This window comes from Nocardia sp. NPDC004604, from assembly GCF_040609795.1.
GTDB lineage: Bacteria > Actinomycetota > Actinomycetes > Mycobacteriales > Mycobacteriaceae > Nocardia.
Map to the genome: position 1 here is coordinate 15,807 of NZ_JBEXLC010000007.1, position 16,090 is coordinate 31,896.

Genomic DNA, 16,090 nt, shown 5'->3' on the forward strand with positions numbered 1-16,090 from the left:
TCAATCGCTGGAGTCGAAGTGGAATTACGGTGTGTCGAGCTCGGCCGCCTTCACGGCAACCCAGGCGAGGCTTTCGTGCACGATGTCACTGTGCGCGCCGAACGGCGGTTTGCCGTTCACTACGGTGTCGGACGCATCGATATTGATCAGCTCGCCTGCGGCGAACGGATAGTCGTCACCTACGCCGCGTAGCTCGACCTGGGCCACGTCGAACGCTCCGACTGCTCCCATCGCTGTCCACGGATTGTCACCGTGCGCGCCCGCGGCGTTGTCTCCCGCGACCTTCGACGCAAGTGGGTAGAAATTGCCCAATGCTCCGTCGTGGCTGGAGAAGCAGACGGAAACGGGCCCGTCCACCCGGCTGGATCGTCCGGCCAGACCGCCACGGCGGTTCCGATCGAATGGCAGCGGGTCGGCGAACGCAAAGCTCGAGAACGCACCCTGCAGCAGGGTGACAGATTTCACCGGGGACGGGACCAGGCCGTCGGGCAGTCCGGTCAGGGCATACGACACGACCCGTGCGCCGAAGCTGTGGCCGATGAGATTCATGCGCAGACTCGGGAATTCCCGATTCAACTGTCCCAGAAGCGGTCCCAGGCCCTTCTCGCCGACGACACCGGCACGGTTCTTCATCTGCCAGTACGTCAGCGCCCGTAGCGCCTCCTTGGCTCCGTGTAGCACCTTCCCGAGCACGTCACCGATTCCGGCAGCGCCGCCCTCCGCCGAATCGAGGTCGACGCCCGATCTCATCAGCTCCATTGCGAAGTCCCGGAACACCTTCGACGCATCGTTCTCCGCGCTGAGCATCGGAGGAAACCCGGCGTCCGCGTTGCCGTCCGGGCCTTCGCTGTCGGCATTTCCCGGGAACGTGGCGATGCTGAACTCGCGCATCTGTCCGAACAGCTCATCGATGGTGCCGCGGTCCGGCTCTTCGGATTCCAGCAGTTCCGCCATCCGATCGAGCTGTTGCGCACCGTCCGGAAAGGTCGCCTTCAACATCTGCAAGGTGTCGGCGTCGAGCGCAGGTGATCCTGCGGGAACGGCTTCTCTGCGGTCCGCCGCCGCGGCTCCGGTGGGTGCCGCGGCGGGCGCGAAATCCCCGATCGGTTCGTCGCTCCAGCGCTCCGACGGCCACACCACGCCCACGTATCCGATCCGCCGCGTCGCGACGGTCGGCAACGTGTCCAGCTTTCCGAACCACCGCTGGTACAGATCGACCGCCTTACTCCGGTCGTTGTTCCAGCCGTGCGAGAACACCATCAGGTCGGTGACCTCCCGCTGGCGCACGCCCGCGACGAGTTCGTTCGCGCCGACCTGATCGATATCGCCGTCCTTATCGAACGAAACGATCCAAAGTGGCTTATCGCCAACAAATTCCGGCATCTTTATCACTCCTTCGTCGCCGGGTTCAGACGGATTGCAGGGCCCGCATCAGGTCGACGAGTCCGCCGCCTTCGAGATAGCGATCGCGACCCAGCGGCGTCGCCGACTCGACGAAGATCCGCGTGACCGATTCGGGATCGCCGATGAATTCCCGCCGGACCGACAGGAACGCCGCGATGGCACCCGACACGTGTGGGGCGGCCATGCTGGTGCCGCTCTGCTCGATATACACGGCCGCGCCTTCCTCGCGTCGGCCCAATGATCGAAAGGCGTCCGCGCCGAGCTTGCCCGCGGCGGCGGAGGTGATGCGTTCGCCCGGAGCCACCAGATCCGGCTTCATCCGCCCGTCGCCGGTCGGCCCTCGTGACGAGAAGTAGGAGATGCCATAGGTATGTGGCGCGTCGCGGTGCGTCGAACCGACGGTGACCGCACGCTTGGCATTTCCCGGATCGTTGATCGTCATACCGGTGCTGAACCGGTTGGGTGCGTTCTGGTCTTCGACGAAAAGGCTGACGTACGCCGAGTTACCGGCCGCGACGACGACGATGACGCCACTGCGGACGAGGTTGTCGACCGCGATGCACAGCGGGCTGCTCCCACACGCGTACCACGCCGGATCGAATCCGTAACCGAGACTGAGGTTTACGCCGTGGATACGAGGGGCGCTATCGCTGGCCGCGTTGACCTTGCGCACATAGGACAGAGCTTGGATCACCCGCCCGACCCGTGCCGTTTCGTTGCCCTTCGCGCCGAGTACCTTGAGACTCACCAGCCTTGCCCGCGGCGCGATCCCGGAAAGGCGCGCAGGCTCGACGACCGTGCGCCTGCGCAGCTCGGCGCCGTCGGCGGTGTTGTACCGATTCTCGGTGACGACAACCTGCTTCGCCCATCCACCGAGTCCGCCCGCGATGATTCCGGCGACATGGGTACCGTGCCCCTCCTCGTCGACGAGAGCACCATCGCGAACAGGAGGCCCGTCTCCCGGGCATGTGCGATGTAGATCGCGCACGGATCGATCGGTGAGGGTTGCATTGGCGAGGAAATGCGGATGGCTCTGGTCTATGCCCGAATCCACGACGGCCCAGACGATTCCCTCGCCGTAGGCATTGAAGGATCGTTGGGCGGCTTCGGCTTTGATCGTCACGAAGGACTGGTCGATCTGACCGTGGATCTCGAAGTCCGGCCAGATGCGTTGCATTGCCCGGGCCAGCATGTCCGACACCACGGCATCCGCGGATACCAGCCCCTCGATCTGGTCCGGGGTCAACCGTCCGGTTGCGTACTCGTCGGTGAGGCGATATGGCGCACCGGCAGCCGCGACAAGCTTCCAGAGCTCCTTGAGCCGGTTGAACGCGGCATTGAGGCCGCGGCCGTAGCACGAGTTGAGCTCGATCATGACGGATATCGGATCGTCCGCCCCGGCTGGCATCGCGATACCCATCGCGGCCGATCGGGCGTGCTCGGATCGGCGTGTCTCGAGATGGGCGCGCAACGGTGGAGCGATCACGCCAGCGACCGGCAGCCTGCCCGGCCTGCCGGTTGCTGGCGTCTGTGCCTGCGCCGCAACATAGGCCGCTGCGCGGACGGCCGCATCGGGCGCCTCGCTCCGGCCGAGCGCAGTGAGTTCGATCGCCCCCTGCACGACGAGCTCGTCGTCACCGAGCTTCCGCACAGCATCGGAAACCGCCACCCACCACATCGGCTCGCCTGCCATCGAATCGCGCTCGCCCGCCTCGAACTTGGCGGCGAACCGCGCGGCAACCATCGTCAGCAATCTCTTCTGGTTCACCGTCTTGCCCGGGGGCACGGTGGCGAGGACCGACAGCACCCTGTCTTTCCAGACGTCGATATCACCCATGGCTCCGGCTCCCGCACATCATGCTCGGATTGCGATCCGCACCATCAGTTTCCAGCCGCTATCGCTGCTGGTCACGGGTAGTTCACTACTCGATTTCACGATGCGGCCCGCGCTGTGGATGTGTGTTCATCGCGCGAAGGCGGGTCAGCGTTTCGGGCTCAACGGTGCAGTGAGGTTTCGCGTTCCATATGCGACAGCTTCTCCGGGTTGCGCACAGCGTAGATGCCGCTGATGAGTCCATCGTCGATGCGCACCGCCATCACGCTGTCCAGTTCCCCGTTCAGCCGGACGATGAGTGCCGGGTAGCCATTGACCTGGGTCGGTTGCAGCGTCGCGGTGGCGCCGATCGTGTTCCAGTAGATGGCGAACAGTCGAGCCACCTGGTCGGCCCCGACGATGGGGCGTGGGAGGGCCTGTTTGATGCCGCCACCATCGTTGAGCGCGACCACGTCGGGCGCGAGGATCGCCAGCAGGCTCTGGATATCGCCGGTTTCGACCGCTCGCTGGAATGCCGCGAGTGCGTCTCGGGTCTCGGCCGAGGAAACGACTCCGCGCGGTCGGCGAGCGGCGACATGTGCCCGTGCGCGGTGGGCGATCTGGCGGACCGTGACCGGGGACTTGTCGATGGCTTCGGCGATCTCGTCGTAGGCCAGGTCGAATACTTCACGCAGCACGAACACCGCGCGCTCGGTCGGGGTGAGTGTCTCGAGTACGAGCAGCATCGCCATCGAAACGCTGTCGGCCAGCTCGATGTCCTCGGCTACGTCGGGGGCGGTGAGCAGCGGCTCGGGCAGCCAGGGGCCGACGTAGGACTCCTTGCGCCGGTCGAGGGTGCGCAGTCGGCTCAGGGCCGGGCGGGTGGTGATGCGGACCAGGTAGGCGCGCTGATCCTGCACGGTGGTGAGGTCGACTCCGGCCCACCGGAGCCAGGTTTCCTGCAGCACGTCTTCGGCGTCGGTGGCCGAGCCGAGCATCTCGTAGGCGACGGTGAACAGCAGTCTGCGGTGCGCGAGGAACGCATCGGTGGCGGGGTCCGGTCGACCGCGCGGCAACGGCTCGGCCGGCTCAACCGTTCGCTCGCCGCCGTCGCTCATTGCCGACTCCCGCCTGTTGTCCGCTCTCGACTGTGCCACACACACCAGACGCCGGTTCCGACCGCTTTGTGACACCTCTGATCGGTGACAGATGTCACGGTGCTGCGACGTCACATAGGCGCGGTCGTCGGCATCTTTATGTTCGTCCAGTTACGCAGACAGGAGGCCGACATGCAGGTGTTGATAGTGGGCAGCGGCTACTCGGGCACGCTCGTGGCGAACCGGGTCGCCAAGAAGGTGAAGGACGCCGAGATCACGGTGATCAACCCGCGCCCGGACTTCGTGGAGCGGGTACGGCTGCACCAGCAGATCGCGGGAACATACTCGGCGGCCACGCCCCTGGCAGAGGTGCTGCGGGAAGGCATCAAGGCACGGGTCGGCGCGGTCGACAAGATCGGCGACGGCGCCGTCGTCCTCACCAACTGTGAGCGAATCGACTTCGACTACGCCTTCCTGGCCGTGGGCAGCACCGTTGTGCCGATGCCGGGAACGGTCCCGGTGGGCACATGGGAAGGCGCGCAACAAGCTCGCGCGGCGCTGGCCGCCCTGCCCGCGGGCGGCCAGGTCACCGTTATCGGGGGTGGTCCGACGGGCATCGAGACGGCGGCCGAAATCGCCGAGGCCAGACCGGATGTGCGGGTGCGGCTCGTCGGTTCCTCAGTGGGCGGCGGCCTTTCCGACGGTGCGTATCGGCGGGTACGTTCCGGCTTGGAACGGCTCACGGTCGAGATCGTCGACGATGAGGTGGCCGAAATCGGTTCGGGTGCAGGGCAGTTCGACGGTGTTGTGCGGCTGCGGTCGGGTTCGGATCTGGCCTCCGATCTGACCCTGTGGGCGATCGTGTCAGGCGTCCCCGACCTCGCGGCGCGCAGTGGTCTCGCGGTCGATGCGCGCGGTCGTGCCGTTGTCGATGAGTTCCTGCGCAGCACCAGCGATGAGCGGATATTCGCCGTCGGCGACTGCGCAGCGGTGCCCGGAGCGCGTTTCGCCTGTTATACCGCGCTGCCACAGGCCATTCACGCGGCCGACAATTTCGCTCGCCTGCGCAAAGGCCGCAAGCCCAAGCCGCACTCCCTACCGTATTTCAGCCGCGGCCTCTCGCTGGGCAGGAAGGACGCGGTAGCCCAGTTCACCCACGCCGACGACACGGTCCGGCGCATCTACGTCGCCGGACGGACCGCGGTCGCACTCAAGAAAATGGTCACCCACAGCGCGTTTTCCACCGCCCGCACGGGCGTTTCCAGCTTCTGATGAACAGCACCAAAGGAGGATCGGGCCGCAGGTTGCGCTGATGCTGCGCAAGGAATTCGTGAATTTCACCGCAGGTACACGGGTTGGTCGACGAGTTGCTGGTGTGGGCGCGGGCGTTCGGCGCGCTGCGTGTGGCTTCCCTGGCCGTGTCCCAGCAGCGGCGGTTTCCAGCGCCCATTCCGCCCGTGTCGGCCAGCGGCGGTGTTCGGCGTCGATGACGAACACGTGGGTGTGCCGGTAGTGGCGGTCGTCGACGCGGTCGGCATCGGCCAGCCGGGCCGGGTCGATGGTGCCGACTTCATGTAGATGAGTCAGCTCCTGTGGGTCGTGGCGTGGCCACATCCGCAGCGCCACAGTGATTCCCGCGGCGGCGAATACCGCCAGCGTTGTCCAGGTAGTAGTGAAACCGGCGGCGGCGGTCAACCATCCCGCAATCGGATAGGTGATCAACCAGGCCAGATGCGACAGCGAGAACTGTGCCGCGAAGAGCGCTGGGCGATCGCCGGGTTGCGAGGAGCGCCGCAGGACCTGCCCGGTCGGCGTCAGCACCGCCGCGGTGCCCGCACCGATGAGCGCCCACACTCCGATCGCGGCGCCCCATCGCCAGTCGCCGCCGTCGGCGGTCGACAGTACGATGGCCGAGCCGAGTCCGGTGATCAGTGTGGCCGCACCCGCCAGCATCACCGGCCGGGCGCCGATCCGATCGAGGACCCGGGGCAGCGAGAGCGCGACGATCATGGTGCCGAACCCATTGGCGGCCAATAGCATCGCTACTCCGGACTGGGTGCCGCCGAGGGTGTCGCGTACGTAGTTGACCGTATTGACCATGATCACCGATCCGGCGGCGGCGACAACGAGGTTCAATCCGAGCAGGCCGCGCAGCCGTGGCGTCGCGGCGAAGATGCGCATGCCCACCGTGATCCGTTCCCGGAATGAGCCCTGCGCGGCGGCGGTCGCGTCCGGAATGCGGGTGGTGATCACCAGGGCAGCCGAGATGACGAATCCGATTGCGGTGCCGACGAACAACCAGTGGAAGCTGATCACGGCCAGTGCGGCCGCGGCCAGCATCGGGCTCAGCAGGGTTTCCATGGTGGCGGCCAGTTGCGCCGCCGACAGCGCCCTGGTGTATTCGCGTTCGTCGGGCAGGATATCCGGGATGACCGCCTGGTATGTGGGGGTGAATGCGGCCGAGGCGGTTTGCAGCACCGCGATCAGCACGTAGATCTGCCATACCTGGTCGATGAACGGTAAAGCCAGCACAACGGCGGCTCGGATGACGTTGAGCGCCACCAGGAAAATCCTGCGCGGGAATCGGTCCGCGTAGGCGGCCACGATCGGCGCGACTGTCACATAGACGAGCATCTTGATGGTCAGCGCGGTGCCGAGGACAGCCGCCGCGTCCGCCCCGGCGAGTTCGTAGGCGAGCAGCCCGAGTGCGACCGTGGTCAGCCCGGTGCCGAACAGGGCCGACACCTGAGCGGTGAACAGTTTCAGATAGTCACGGTGGCCGAACAGTGTGGTGGTGGGCATGGGCATGGAACGCATCGGAAACCCTTCCTGGCAAATGAGTTGGGTGGATCGCGGATATTGCGACAGCAGCACTCGCACACGTTGGACTCCTCTTCGGAATAGGCGGCGATCAGATGGAAGATCCACCCGCGCAACAGACTTCGGCGATCAGGCAGTGGTGGGCAGCGTGAAGGCGGCGGTCCGGACCACATCACCGTGCTTGAAATCCAGGAAAAGCCGGTAGGTTCCGGGGCCGGGCACGGCGGTATGGAACGTGATGTCCGGACCGGGCGCGGTCACCCCGTCACCGGGTTCACCATTCGGATGCACGTGGACGTAGGCCAGATCGCCCGCGCGCAGGATCACCAAGTGACCGAAGGCGGCCAGGTAGGGCTGCAGGTCGGTGACCGGTTCGCCATCCTTGCGGACGGTGAGGGTGAGCAGTCGGCCCGCACCCGGGACCAGTTCGCCGTCGAGGGTCACCTCGTATCCGTCCACGAGCGCGGTGCGCGTTGCCTCGGGGGTGGGGCGCGGTTCGTATGCGCCCGCAACGGCGAGGTCCGCGCCAAGAGTGATGGTCTTGCCGAGGGCCCGCGGAGCGATATCGGTGAAGACGCGGTAGGCGCCCGCCTCCGGGAGATTCAAGCGCACGGCCCAGGTCCCGTCTGCGGTGAGCTGGGGATGCACGTGCCAGAACCCGGTCAGCTCGCGCCGAGCCACGATCAGATGGAGGTCACGGTCGTGGATAGCGGTGTAGTCGGTGACCGGCTTGCCATCCGGTCCGAGGATCCGGAACCGGAAGTCGATTTCACCCGTCCCGATGATCGGGTCCGCGAGTTGCAACTGGTAGCCGTCCTGGGTGATCTGGAGTCCGCCCGGGAGTCCGCCGCCATGTCCGGCATGGTCGTGCTGCCCGGCGTGGGCGGCATGCTCGGCGTGGGCGGCATGCTCGGCGTGCCCGGTGTGGGCGGCATGCTCGGCGTGCCCGGTGTGGGCGATGTGGTTGTGGTGCCCGGCATGAGCGGTGTGATCGCCGTGCGCGCCAGAGTGGTCCGCGTGAGTCTGGGTGGTCATTGCTTCGGCCTCTCGATCTTGTTCATTCGACACCGAGAAAGTTATACCCCCCAGGGGTATGCCGCAAGGCCGGTAGATGTGATGCGCCGCACTGCGACTAAGTACGTACAGAGGTAGTAGGTTATTTCCAGTGGATGTCAAAGGATTGTCTTCGCCGAACGCGTGAGCCGAAAGTTTTTCGCGGCCAAGAGGATTGGAAGTTGGAAGAGGTTGTCGACGAGTCGCGCCGGGGAGTACCGCGGTACGCGGACTCGCGCGCCATCGGACGAATCTCGATGGCGGGCACCCGGGTGTCGATGACTCGCGGCATCGGGTGCCCGCTATCGGGTCGCCGATCTCACACACCCGCCGCCGCGACCCGCGCTGCCGCCGTTTGCTACCCGACCGGCGCTATAGTCGGCTCACTGTGAACCTCATCGGGCGGTTGCGGCACGGTGGCACCGTAACGGCGGTGCTCATCGCAGTGCTGCTCGTGGCGCCGATGGTCCACTGTGCCCAGACGGACGATCATGAGCACTCCGGCGCGCATAGCCAGATGGCGCCTGCGAACTTTCACACCGCCGCCCTCGACGATTCCGCTCACGTGGTCATCGATGCCGCGCACGAATCCTGCGGCCTGCATCTCGCCCACTGCATTGTGAAATCGGCGCGGACGGGTGCGGCCGAGAACTTCGGGGCGCTGCGCCTGCTCGCCTTGATCGGGGTCGTCGCCATCGTTGCCGCAGCCAGTTACTCGACGCTCGCTGGAGGCGTGCGCGGTCCGCCGGTATCCCCGCCCTCCGCTGCTGGTCGGGACATTCTCGAACGGTTCTGTATCGCCCGACGCTGATCGGTCAGCGCCAGGCCGACGCTGTGTGCCGTCGGCCGGTGTTCGCTGCCGTTCAACGTCCGCACCGCCGCGTGGCGGTCTCGATACAGGAAGCGACAGTCATGAACAAGATCGTGCTCGACCGGCCCGAGGTGCCCCCGGCGCTGATCCCGGCGCCGGGCGCCGCCCGACAGGCCCCCGCGCTGGTCGGCAACACTCCGGTGCTGTGGGTCGGCGCCCCGCTCGCACCCGCCGGTCGGGGGTTCTGGGCCAAACTCGAAGGATTCAATCCCGGCGGCATGAAGGACCGCCCTGCGCTGCACATGGTGCGCCGGGCCGAAGCGCGCGGTGCGCTGGCAGCTGGCGCTCGAATCATTGAATCATCTAGCGGCACATTGGGTTTGGGTTTGGCGCTGGCCGGCATGGTGTACCGCCATCCGGTCACGGTGGTGACCGATCCGGGCTTGGAGCCCATCGTCGCCCAGATGCTGGCCGCCTATGGTGCGCGCGTAGATCTCGTCGCGCAGCCGCACCCGAACGGCGGTTGGCAACAGGCACGTCGGGATCGGGTCGCCGAGTTGCTTGCCGAGGAATCCGGAGCATGGTGCCCGGACCAGTACAACAACCCCGACAACGTCGACGGCTACGAATCATTGGCGCTCGAACTGGTGGAACAGCTCGGGACAGTGGATGTTCTGGTGTGCGCGGTGGGCACCGGCGGACATTCGGCCGGGGTCGCGCGGGTGCTGCGGCGGTTCAACCCCGACCTGAAGCTCATCGGCGTGGATACCGTGGCTTCCACAATCTTCGGCCAACCGGCGGGACCACGGCTGATGCGAGGTCTCGGGTCGAGCATCTACCCGACCAACGTCGACTACCGCGCATTCGACGAAATCCATTGGGTCGCACCGTCGGAGGCGGTGTGGGCATGCCGCACGCTGGCCGTGACACACTATGCCACCGGCGGCTGGAGTGTCGGCGCGGTGGCGCTGGTAGCGGGCTGGGCGGCGCGCACCCACGACGCCGATGCCCGGATCGCGGCCGTATTTCCCGATGGCCCGCAACGCTATTTCGACACCGTCTACAGCGACACCTACTGCGCCGAGCACGGACTTCTCGATACCGAGCCGCCGACCTACCCCGACACCATCACGCATCCGGCCGACCGAGTCGTGACCGCCTGGACCCGTTGCAGCACAGTTGTCGACCCGCGCGAACGGGCTTCGGATCAAGGGGCAACCCGGTGACGGTATTCGGAAACTTTCGCAGCTTCGACCTCCCGGCACGTTTGTTGATGGTCAACCAGTTCGGTATCAACCTCGGCTTCTACATGTTGATGCCCTACTTGGCCGGATATCTGGCGGGTCCGCTCGGCTTGGCGGCATGGGCCGTCGGCCTGGTGCTGGGTGTGCGCAACTTCTCGCAGCAGGGCATGTTCCTGATCGGTGGCACGCTGGCCGACCGGCTCGGCTACAAACCGCTGATCGTGGCCGGATGTCTGCTGCGCACCGGCGGTTTCGCGCTGTTGGTCTTCGCGACATCCCTGCCGGGTCTGCTGATCGCTTCGGCGGCAACAGGTTTCGCGGGCGCCCTGTTCAACCCGGCGGTGCGCGCCTACCTCGCGGCCGATACCGCGGAGCGGCGGGTGGAGGCGTTCGCCGTGTTCAACATCTTCTATCAGGCGGGTATCCTGGCCGGGCCACTGGTCGGGCTCGCACTGATGGCGGTCGATTTCCGGGTCACCGCGAGTACCGCCGCGCTCGTATTCGCGGCGCTGACGGTGGCGCAGTTGTGCACGCTGCCGACCCGACGGGCGGAACTCGCCGACGAGAAGTCATCGGTTCTCGACGACTGGCGGACCGTGGTCGCGAACCGTCGGTTCCTCGCCTTCGCGGTCGCGATGATCGGCTCGTATGTGCTGTCGTTCCAGGTCTATCTGGCGCTGCCGCTACAGGCGGAGTTCATCGCGGGCACGCGAGCACAGATTCTGGTATCGGCACTGTTCGTGGTGTCCGGGGTGGTAGCGGTCGCCGGTCAGCTGCGCGTCACCGCCTGGTTCCGCGAAAGATGGGGGACAGGACGCAGCCTGGTCGTCGGGATGGGCATACTCGCCGTGTCATTCCTACCCCTGGTGATCATCCCGGGGCCCTGGCGCTTCGGCGTCGGTGCGGCCGTGGCGGCATTGCTCGTGTCGGCGGCATTGCTGGCGGTCGGCACCGCCGCGGTATTCCCATTCGAGATGGACACCGTCGTATCCCTGGCCAACGGGAAACTCGTGGCAACCCACTACGGGTTCTACAACACGGTGGTCGGCGTCGGCATTCTGGCGGGCAATTTGGCAACCGGCGCCGTAGTCGGCGCCGCCCGCGCCGCCGGCGTCGACTGGGCAGTGTGGTTGGGGCTCATCATGATCGGCCTGATCGCCGCATTCGCATTGCACCGGCTCGACCGAGCCCAGCCCGCACACCCAGTTGCGCTGAGCGCCGCGTACTCGCGGCAATCCGGCGGGCGTTATCTGCTCGAGCAGCCGGAGCATGCGGGCCGAGCGCCGATCGGCCGAGCATCGAAAGACACCGGACGCCAAGCATCACCCGGACCGACACCAACGGGCCGTCGCTGATCGACTCCGACTATGGCCGGAGGATGCTGTCGGCCAAGTCATGACACCGAGCGTGCCCCGAGCCGGGGCCGCGGCTGCCCAGCAGTGCAATCTCGGCTCGGGCCACCGGAATCACTGCCACACCGCGGCGGCGAAGATCCTGCACCCGGCTCTGGATTCTGCTGCGTGAACTTCTGATCGCGCTGCCCACCGGCGGTCCGACATGCAGACCGAACGCAGCGACATCACCGCATCGCTCGACGCGGAGCAACTCTTCGCCGCATCGGCGGTCATGGTTCTTGCGACGAACCTCAGCCAGGAGAGGAGACTCACCCGATTCGGTGGGATGTATCGCACGGGCTGCTGTTGTGCTGCTTGCAGGTTTCTCGCAGATTGCTGCTTCAACCTAAGGGACTGTAAGGGTTGGCGAGGCATCGTGGACCCGAGCCTGGTCCAGGCGCACCGTTGTGACCACTGCGAGCTCGAAGTTGTCGGTATTGCAGGTATACGCCCACGCAACACCCGATCTGAAATATCAGCTTTGCAACACACGCTCCGTGCATTACGTTTGCGTTACGGTTTGCCGGTAAGAAGCCAGTTGATAGCTACGGAGCGTGTGCGTGCTGGAACTCGACCACTTCACCTACGGATGGGTGACCCCTGTCCTGGCCTATGTCATGTCTGTCATCGGATCGCTGCTCGGCCTGCGATGTGCGGTGCATGCCCGAACGGCGCGCTGGCCAGGAGGCTGGCTCCTCGCCGCGGCCGTATCCCTTGGGGGTGCGGGCATCTGGGTTATGCATTTCACCGCGATGCTCGGTTTCTCCATCGATGGGGGAACCATTCGGTTCGATGTGCCGATGACGCTGCTGAGCGCCGTCGTGGCCATCGTGGTGGTGTGGATCGGACTGTCGGTCGCCGTGCGCTGGCGGCGGGAAGTGCTGGCTTTGCCGGTCGGCGGCACCATCACCGGACTCGGTGTAGCCGCCATGCACTACCTGGGCATGTATGCGATGCACACCAACGTGACCATCGGGTACCGCCCCGCGCTCGTCGCGCTGTCGCTGGCGATCGCGGTGGTCGCGGCAACCGCCGCGCTGTGGTTCATGCTGCACGTGCACGGATTTAGTGCGACCGCGGGCGCGGCGTTGATCATGGGTGTCGCGGTATGCGGCATGCATTACACCGGAATGGCGGCAATGCATGCCGAGCATGCTGGCGACCATGCGATGCCGGACGGTGCCGAGCCGCCGCAACTGCTGACCCCACTGATCATGACCGTCGTCGCGGTCGTCATGGTGCTGATCATCGTGGTCGGGCTGGCCGAACTCGACGAACGCAACTTGTCCGACGCGCAGCCCGCGGCCGAGCAGCCCGCATCCGCTCGACCCGAAGCCGCTCGGCTCAGGTCCGCGCGCTTCAAGTCCGGCACCCTGGCTACCAGCCCCGCCGACCTACCCAAGAGCGGCCGCGAGTGGCCGCGCCGAGAAATACTCGACTAGCACCGAGTCCCGCCTCGCATGTTGTCGATGGTGTTGCACCATCGCCTGATCGGCGAGCAGTGGCCGCGTAGTCACGACGGTTCGTAAACCTGAGCCGCCCCCAGTAGCGCAGGTCATCAGGCCTATTCAGAGGCGCCGACGCGATCTGGCGTGCCCGAATCCACGAAAACACCTTCCCCTAACGACGTCCCATCGATTAACGTATCGCTATATAGCGGCACATTAATTGACGGGATGATAACTGATGGAGATCGCAACAAAGTTCTGGACAGTCCGTCGAGTGGTGATCGTGACGCTGATCAGCATCGCGCTGGTGACCCTGACGATCGCCTCACCTCACCTTTTCGCGGCCTCGGCCGGACCTCGGGATTCGCACGCCCCCGGGAACAGCCATGGCTATGGATCCGGAACGCGCCCGAATAGCACCGACCACAGTCAGAACAACAGCGGCTACGGATATGGAGTGCGCACCAATAGCGACAACCACGATCAGTACCGAGGCCGCAACGAAAACCCCTGCCAGTACACCCCCACGGGGACCTGCGGAGCGCGCTGACAACGAAAGCGGTAGATGCCGAGGCAGGGCTGTCGGAGTGCTATTCGGTTGCCGGTCGACACCGGAGGCGACCAGTGTCCGGATGTGTTCGAGCAGCCGCGTGCGTAGGGCTTTGACCGATTCTCGCCGCCGGACATCACAGAGATGGATCGGGATGTGGTGCGGCAGATCGAGGGCGAGTCGGATTTCGTGCTCGTCGTAGCTGTCCGCGCCGTCGAAACAGTTTCGGCGCCGCACTCGGTCTCGCCGACGATCATGCTGTCTGCGACTGCTGCCCGCGAACCGCGGTATCGACCGGTACCGTCCCTGGTATGAGCAGAGCGATTGTGGAGCTCTCCCATCGGATCGCGGACGGCATGCTCACCTACCCTGGCTTGCCCGAACCGCGAGTCACTACCGATATTTCGCGTGGGCAGTCACCACTGATCGACATGACCTACGACATTGCGCGCGTGGATATGGTCGGCAATACCGGGACCCATATCGATGCGCCCTTCCAATTCCACGCCGATGGCGCCGATATCGCTGAGCTGCCGCTGGAACGGCTGTTCAACGTGCCGATCGTGATGATCCGCGCGGCGAAAATCCGTGCGGTTGGACCGGATATGCTCGGCGACCCGGCGCGGCTCTGGGGCAAGGCGGTGCTCGTGCACACCGGATGGTCGGCCCGGTGGGGTTCGTCCGCATACTGGGAGCCCGGCCATCCATTCCTGGTCGGCGAGGTCGCGGATGCGCTGGTCGCCGCCAATGTGGCGCTGGTGGGAATCGACTCGCTCGACATCGACGATATGTCCCTGCCGACGCGTCCGTGCCACCATGCACTGCTCGGTGCGGGAATCCCGATCATCGAACATATGACGAACCTGGACGCGGTTCCCGATATCGGTGCCAGGCTCGTCGCGCTACCAGCGCCCGTACGCGGGATGGGCTCGTTTCCGCTGCGCGCTGTCGCCTGGACCGATTAAGACGGCACGCGCAGCAGGAGGTAAGCGGCAATTCCCGAGCCGATGACGGCTCCGCCGTAGCAGACCAGGATGATCAACGCACTGAACTGCTCGAGCCGCAAACCGTGCTCCACCGTGTACCGGAAGCGGTGGGCCCAATGGAACAGCGCCAGCACACAGAGTCCGAAAAGTACCAGCCGGGTGACAGGATGACGCAACACCGCGAGCAGGTGTGCGTGGTCCGGCGCGGGAAGCCAGTCCAACGGGAAGGCGAGGCCGAACAGGAACAGCAGCACCGGTATGAGCAGCGCGGCGGCCATTCCGCCGATGCCGAACAGCAGCCACGCCAACGGTTCCAGGGACCTCTTTTTCGTCGTCATCGCAGGACCACCAACAACACGATCGCCGTCAGCAGGCCCCACAGCAGGTAGTTCAGCCCAACGATCACCCCCGGTGCAACGCGCCGGTTCCGTACCCGCAGCACTATCGCCTTGGGCGCGAGGCTGAACCAGGTGACCGTGTGCAGCAGCACGAACAGCAGAGCGATCGTGTTCAGTGCAACCACCCACCCAGTTGCGCTCCAACTGAGAAACCGCTGGTACTCCTCGTTTTCGGAACTGACCGCATGGACCAGAAGCAGGAGAAATACCACGAACCAGGCGACGAACACGCTGCTGAGTTCGCGCAGGGCGAAGATCAGGTACGAGCGACGTCGCGCCCACCAGAACGTGGAGACCGGCTTTCGGTACAACCGAGGTGTCGTGGTCATCGTGCGCGCCAAGGCATGAGGAAATCCCGCAGCGATTGGGTGGCCGCGGTTAGCTTGTAGCGTTGGATCGCACCTGCCGGGTCGACCCCTTTGGGGCAGGCGGTGGTGCACTCGCCGACGAAGGTGCACGACCATACGCCCTCGGCGGAGGCCAGCACGTCGCGCCGATCTGCGGCGCCTTCATCGCGCGAGTCGAGGTTGTAGCGTTGGCCCAGCGCGATTGCCGCGGGACCGATGAACTCGGGCTCGAGCGCGAAGACCGGACAGGCCGAGTAGCAGAGCATGCAGTTGATGCACATACTGTATTTCTTGTATTCGTCCATTTCGGACGGTGTTTGCAGGTACTCGCCGTCATCGAGCGGCCGATCTTCCTTCCTGATCAGCCATGGCTTGACCGCGGTCAGCTTGTGCATGAAGTCGCTGATCTCTATGACGAGATCCCGGATCACCGGGAAGTTGCGCAATGGCTCGACCCGCACCGGCCCCGGCGCGTAGTCGGTCAGGAATGTGGCGCAGCTCAGTTGTGGCTCGCCGTTGACGGTCATGCCGCAGCTACCGCAGATACCCATCCGGCACGACCACCGGTACGACACCGTGCCGTCGAGGTAATCCTTGATGTAGTTGAGGCCGTCGAGCACCGTCCATTCTTTGCGCAGCGGAACCTCGTACAACTGCATTACCGGTTCGTCATCTCGATCCGGTCGATAGCGCGCGACCTGCAGGGTTATCCGGTCCGCCATCGC

14 protein-coding genes and 1 pseudogene are annotated in these 16,090 nt (G+C 65.4%); 7 read left to right on the forward strand and 8 right to left on the reverse strand.

All coding sequences use genetic code 11. The features are described 5' to 3' along the window. Nucleotides 1-24: 24 nt before the first annotated feature. From ABZW16_RS05010 to ABZW16_RS05020, 3 genes are all read right to left on the reverse strand, one after another. Nucleotides 25-1,383: a serine-threonine protein kinase gene (locus ABZW16_RS05010; protein WP_354952317.1), complete on the reverse strand. Its 1,359-nt coding sequence runs from the start codon at nt 1,381-1,383 to the stop codon at nt 25-27. A 25-nt stretch (nt 1,384-1,408) separates the two neighbouring features. Beyond that, nucleotides 1,409-3,241, reverse strand: a complete 1,833-nt coding sequence (locus ABZW16_RS05015) for a S8 family peptidase (protein ID WP_354952319.1) — start codon at nt 3,239-3,241, stop codon at nt 1,409-1,411. A gap of 158 nt (nt 3,242-3,399) precedes the next feature. Next, on the reverse strand, nt 3,400-4,335 hold the full coding sequence (locus tag ABZW16_RS05020) for an RNA polymerase sigma-70 factor (RefSeq protein WP_354952321.1): 936 nt from the start codon (nt 4,333-4,335) through the stop codon (nt 3,400-3,402). A gap of 171 nt (nt 4,336-4,506) precedes the next feature. On the opposite strand from ABZW16_RS05020, the gene ABZW16_RS05025 reads away from it, so the two are divergent. Beyond that, entirely contained in the window at nt 4,507-5,586 is a 1,080-nt protein-coding gene (locus tag ABZW16_RS05025; RefSeq protein WP_354952323.1) for an FAD-dependent oxidoreductase, read from the forward strand. A gap of 183 nt (nt 5,587-5,769) precedes the next feature. Here ABZW16_RS05025 and ABZW16_RS05030 read toward each other — a convergent pair. Further along, nucleotides 5,770-7,116 (reverse strand): annotated as a pseudogene (locus ABZW16_RS05030) (MFS transporter); the annotation flags it as partial. Nucleotides 7,117-7,263: 147 nt separating this feature from the next. After that, complete coding sequence (locus ABZW16_RS05035) at nt 7,264-8,169, reverse strand: hypothetical protein (RefSeq protein WP_354952325.1); 906 nt, start codon at nt 8,167-8,169, stop codon at nt 7,264-7,266. A gap of 406 nt (nt 8,170-8,575) precedes the next feature. Here ABZW16_RS05035 and ABZW16_RS05040 point away from each other — a divergent pair, with 406 nt between their 5' ends. The 6 genes from ABZW16_RS05040 (at nt 8,576) to ABZW16_RS05065 (ending at nt 14,599) form a co-directional block, all read left to right on the forward strand. Beyond that, nucleotides 8,576-8,998, forward strand: a complete 423-nt coding sequence (locus ABZW16_RS05040) for a hypothetical protein (protein ID WP_354952327.1) — start codon at nt 8,576-8,578, stop codon at nt 8,996-8,998. Nucleotides 8,999-9,099: 101 nt separating this feature from the next. Beyond that, nucleotides 9,100-10,224, forward strand: a complete 1,125-nt coding sequence (locus ABZW16_RS05045; RefSeq protein ID WP_354952329.1) for a PLP-dependent cysteine synthase family protein — start codon at nt 9,100-9,102, stop codon at nt 10,222-10,224. Further along, nucleotides 10,221-11,597 (forward strand): MFS transporter, encoded by a 1,377-nt coding sequence (locus ABZW16_RS05050; RefSeq protein ID WP_354952331.1) that lies wholly within the window; start codon nt 10,221-10,223, stop codon nt 11,595-11,597. Before ABZW16_RS05045 ends, ABZW16_RS05050 begins: the two co-directional genes overlap by 4 nt. Nucleotides 11,598-12,196: 599 nt before the next feature. Further along, entirely contained in the window at nt 12,197-13,078 is an 882-nt protein-coding gene (locus ABZW16_RS05055) for an MHYT domain-containing protein (RefSeq protein ID WP_354952333.1), read from the forward strand. 244 nt (nt 13,079-13,322) lie between these two features. Further along, nucleotides 13,323-13,634, forward strand: coding sequence for a hypothetical protein (locus ABZW16_RS05060; protein WP_354952335.1), 312 nt, complete (start codon nt 13,323-13,325; stop codon nt 13,632-13,634). Nucleotides 13,635-13,945: 311 nt separating this feature from the next. Then, nucleotides 13,946-14,599 (forward strand): cyclase family protein, encoded by a 654-nt coding sequence (locus ABZW16_RS05065; protein ID WP_354952336.1) that lies wholly within the window; start codon nt 13,946-13,948, stop codon nt 14,597-14,599. Here the strand turns inward: ABZW16_RS05065 and frdD are convergent. Genes frdD through ABZW16_RS05080 form a run of 3 tightly spaced genes read right to left on the reverse strand, consistent with a single transcriptional unit; the run spans nt 14,596 to nt 16,087 of the window. Further along, nucleotides 14,596-14,958, reverse strand: coding sequence for a fumarate reductase subunit FrdD (gene frdD / locus ABZW16_RS05070; protein WP_354952338.1), 363 nt, complete (start codon nt 14,956-14,958; stop codon nt 14,596-14,598). The genes ABZW16_RS05065 and frdD overlap by 4 nt on opposite strands. Next, complete coding sequence (locus ABZW16_RS05075) at nt 14,955-15,347, reverse strand: fumarate reductase subunit C (protein WP_354952340.1); 393 nt, start codon at nt 15,345-15,347, stop codon at nt 14,955-14,957. Before ABZW16_RS05075 ends, frdD begins: the two co-directional genes overlap by 4 nt. Then, a complete protein-coding gene (locus ABZW16_RS05080; protein ID WP_354952342.1) occupies nt 15,344-16,087 on the reverse strand; it encodes a succinate dehydrogenase/fumarate reductase iron-sulfur subunit in 744 nt (247 codons plus the stop codon). Before ABZW16_RS05080 ends, ABZW16_RS05075 begins: the two co-directional genes overlap by 4 nt. Nucleotides 16,088-16,090: the final 3 nt, after the last annotated feature.

Bases quoted from the DNA above. Each gene is read 5' to 3' on its own strand.
- ABZW16_RS05020 (WP_354952321.1), bottom strand. From the start codon at position 4,335: ATGAGCGACGGCGGCGAGCGAACGGTTGAGCCGGCCGAGCCGTTGCCG.
- ABZW16_RS05060 (WP_354952335.1), top strand. From the start codon at position 13,323: ATGGAGATCGCAACAAAGTTCTGGACAGTCCGTCGAGTGGTGATCGTG.
- frdD (WP_354952338.1), bottom strand. From the start codon at position 14,958: ATGACGACGAAAAAGAGGTCCCTGGAACCGTTGGCGTGGCTGCTGTTC.
- ABZW16_RS05080 (WP_354952342.1), bottom strand. From the start codon at position 16,087: ATGGCGGACCGGATAACCCTGCAGGTCGCGCGCTATCGACCGGATCGA.
- ABZW16_RS05065 (WP_354952336.1), top strand. From the start codon at position 13,946: ATGAGCAGAGCGATTGTGGAGCTCTCCCATCGGATCGCGGACGGCATG.
- ABZW16_RS05035 (WP_354952325.1), bottom strand. From the start codon at position 8,169: ATGACCACCCAGACTCACGCGGACCACTCTGGCGCGCACGGCGATCAC.
- ABZW16_RS05075 (WP_354952340.1), bottom strand. From the start codon at position 15,347: ATGACCACGACACCTCGGTTGTACCGAAAGCCGGTCTCCACGTTCTGG.
- ABZW16_RS05045 (WP_354952329.1), top strand. From the start codon at position 9,100: ATGAACAAGATCGTGCTCGACCGGCCCGAGGTGCCCCCGGCGCTGATC.
- ABZW16_RS05015 (WP_354952319.1), bottom strand. From the start codon at position 3,241: ATGGGTGATATCGACGTCTGGAAAGACAGGGTGCTGTCGGTCCTCGCC.
- ABZW16_RS05025 (WP_354952323.1), top strand. From the start codon at position 4,507: ATGCAGGTGTTGATAGTGGGCAGCGGCTACTCGGGCACGCTCGTGGCG.
- ABZW16_RS05010 (WP_354952317.1), bottom strand. From the start codon at position 1,383: ATGCCGGAATTTGTTGGCGATAAGCCACTTTGGATCGTTTCGTTCGAT.